Raw genomic sequence first — 2,629 nt, 5'->3', positions numbered from 1 at the left:
GGTCCGGCCCACCCCGGTCCGCCCGCCGCGCCCGTCGCCGGTGCCCTCACCGTCGCCGTCGCACTCGCCGTCGGACCCGGCCACGCCGACGCCCGAGCCGAGCCCGAGCCCCGAGCCGTCGGTCACGACCGCCGAGCCGACGCCCTCGGCAGGTTCGTCCGAGCCGTCCAGCCCATCGGATCCGTCCGGCCCCGCCGACCCGTCGAGTCCCGCCGACCCGTCGAGTTCTGCTGATCCGTCGGGTCCTGCCGATCCGTCCGCCACCTCTGTTCCGTCCGGCCCGTCGGTGTCCCACGCCTCATGATCGACACCACTCCGGCGTAGTGGTGTGGTCCCGCCCGGCCCGATGCAGCCACTTCGGCGAGGTGGTGTTGATCAACGAGCTCCGGGGGCCTGTCCCTCGTGTGGGGTGGGGTGGTCTGGAGGGCGCGGGCTGCATGATCAACACCGTTACGGGGTGGTGGTGTGGTTCCGGCCAGTTCGATGTAGCCACCTCGCCGGAATGGTGTTGATCAACGAGGGCAGGGCCGAGGCCATCGGGTCGGTCACCCCGCATGATCGACACCAGTACGGCGTGGTGGTGTGGTCACGAGCGGCTTGATACGGCCACCTCGCCGGAATGGTGTGGATCAACGAGGTTCGGGGGAAGCCCCGCGTGTCGGGCGGGGTGGTCCCGATGCGCGCGGGTCGCATGATCGACACCACTTCGCCGTGCTGGTGTGGTTCCGACCGGCTCGATGCAGCCACCTCGGCGAGGTGGTGTTGATCAACGAGGGCAGGGCCGAGCCCATCGGGTCGGTCACCCGCATGATCGACACCAGTACGGCGTGGTGGTGTGGTCACGAGCGGCTTGATACGGCCACCTCGCCGACGTGGTGCCGATCATGCGAACGGGAATGCCTAGGCCGGGTCGTCGGTGAGGCGGTGGCGGTTCGCCTCGATCCAGGCGTTCAGCGCCTCCGGGTCGTCCGGGTCCACCCCGTCCGCCATGAGCTGCGCCACCGCCGCGGTGGCCGGGCTGCGCCGCTCACCGGTGCTGTAGAGCCGCGCGAACTCCGGGACCATCTCGGTGATCGCCTCGTCCGTCCGGGCCGCCGCCGACTGCGACAGCCCGCGCTGCCGGGCCGCGTACGCCGCCCAGGCGCGCAGCACCCGGGGCAGCATCGCCGCGTCGTCCATGTCCAGCACGGCCCGGCGGTGCACCCAGTCGAGCAGGAACAGCTCGGCCACCATCGGGCTCCACCGCATCGGGTCGGCATCCGGGAAGCTGGCCGCGTGGTCGAGCAGCAGGCCGAGGCAGAAGTGCAGCGAGGCCAGCTCGCCGTCGGCCACCTCGGGCAGCCCGAACCGGGTCGCCTCGGGTGAGTCGAGGAAGGCACGCACCAGGCGGGTGCGCTCCTCGTCGGTGGGCGCCGGCATCACGGCCGGACCGGCCGGCGGCGTCGGCCCCGGGAGTGCGGCCAGCCGGGCGCCCACGAGCGCCCGGTCGGTGGCCAGCGAGCCCTGTGCGGGCAGCTCGGTGAGGTCGTCGGTGACCGCCAGGTGGCGGCTCACCTCGGCGTGCATCCGGGCCGGGTCCTCGGTGCGGAACCAGGTGAACTCGTCCTCGGTGCAGATCTCCCGGGCCTGCTCGACGATCCGTCCGGCCGGGCCGCCGACGAAGACGTCCTTGGTGATGCCGATGTTGTGGTCGACGAGGGCTACCAGGGCGTGCTCCGGGCCGCCCTCCTCCTCGTCGTCGTACGCGAACGTGGCGAGGTAGGAGGTCTGGTCGCCGTACACGTCGCCGTACGCCCAGGCGCCGGTGACGCGCACCCGGCCGAGCTGGCCGGCCCACGACGGGGCGTACGCCCCGGGCCGGACCCGGGCGGCGCCCTCGGCGTCGGGCACCAGCGCGGCGAAGACGGCCCGCAGTGTGGTCGCGGCGGCGCTGCGGCGCCGGGACGTGGCGGCGAGGAAGCCGCTGACGAACTCGCGGACGGCCTGCTCCCGGTCGTGCTCCGCGACGGCGTAGACGCTGCCCAGCAACGCGGCGCCGAGCATCTCCGCGTCCAGGGCCGAGTCGAGCCTCGTCACGTCGCGCGCGGCGTGCAGCACCGCGTCGTAGGGGGTCTGTGGCGTGGCCATGCATCGACCCTACGCCGCACCGGCCGCCCCCACACCGGTCAGCACGCCGGGTTCAGTGCCGTCCCGCCTCGCGCAGCGCGTCCCGGGCCGTGCCGTAGCGCGCCAGCACCGCCCAGACCGGGTCCAGCACGTACTTCTCGGAAACGCTGCCCACCGACGTGAGCAGGCGTTGCTCCGCCCGCGCCCGGGCCCGCCGGGCCGCCCACCCGATGACCGGCCGGGTCAGCGCCGCGATCAGCAGCCCGGCCAGCAGGCCGCCGAGCAGCAGGACCGTGGGCCAGGGCACCACGCCGAGCGTCGGATGCTCCAGCGGCGGCAGACCGAGCAGGCGCACCGCGTACCCGACGAGCAGCCAGACCAGGCCGGCCAGCGCGGCGAGGGTGACCACCCACTGGAGCGCGCCGACCACCCGCCACCAGGCGGGCCGCCGGTCCATGCCCAGGTCGGTCGCGGCGACCGCGTGGTCGAGCGCGCCCGGCAGGTCGGCCTGCCGGGCCCGGGC

At 74.1% G+C, this 2,629-nt stretch carries 1 protein-coding gene and 1 pseudogene; both read right to left on the bottom strand.

All coding sequences use genetic code 11. The features are described 5' to 3' along the window. Positions 1–900: 900 nt before the first annotated feature. Positions 901–2,127, bottom strand: a complete 1,227-nt coding sequence (locus AC2CHG_RS31000; protein WP_355512223.1) for a hypothetical protein — start codon at positions 2,125–2,127, stop codon at positions 901–903. A 52-nt stretch (positions 2,128–2,179) separates the two neighbouring features. Then, a pseudogene (locus AC2CHG_RS30995) lies at positions 2,180–2,629 on the bottom strand (ABC transporter); the annotation flags it as partial.

Source organism: Micromonospora sp. ATLC20, from assembly GCF_057196585.1.
This window is presented reverse-complemented; position numbering and strand designations above follow the sequence as displayed.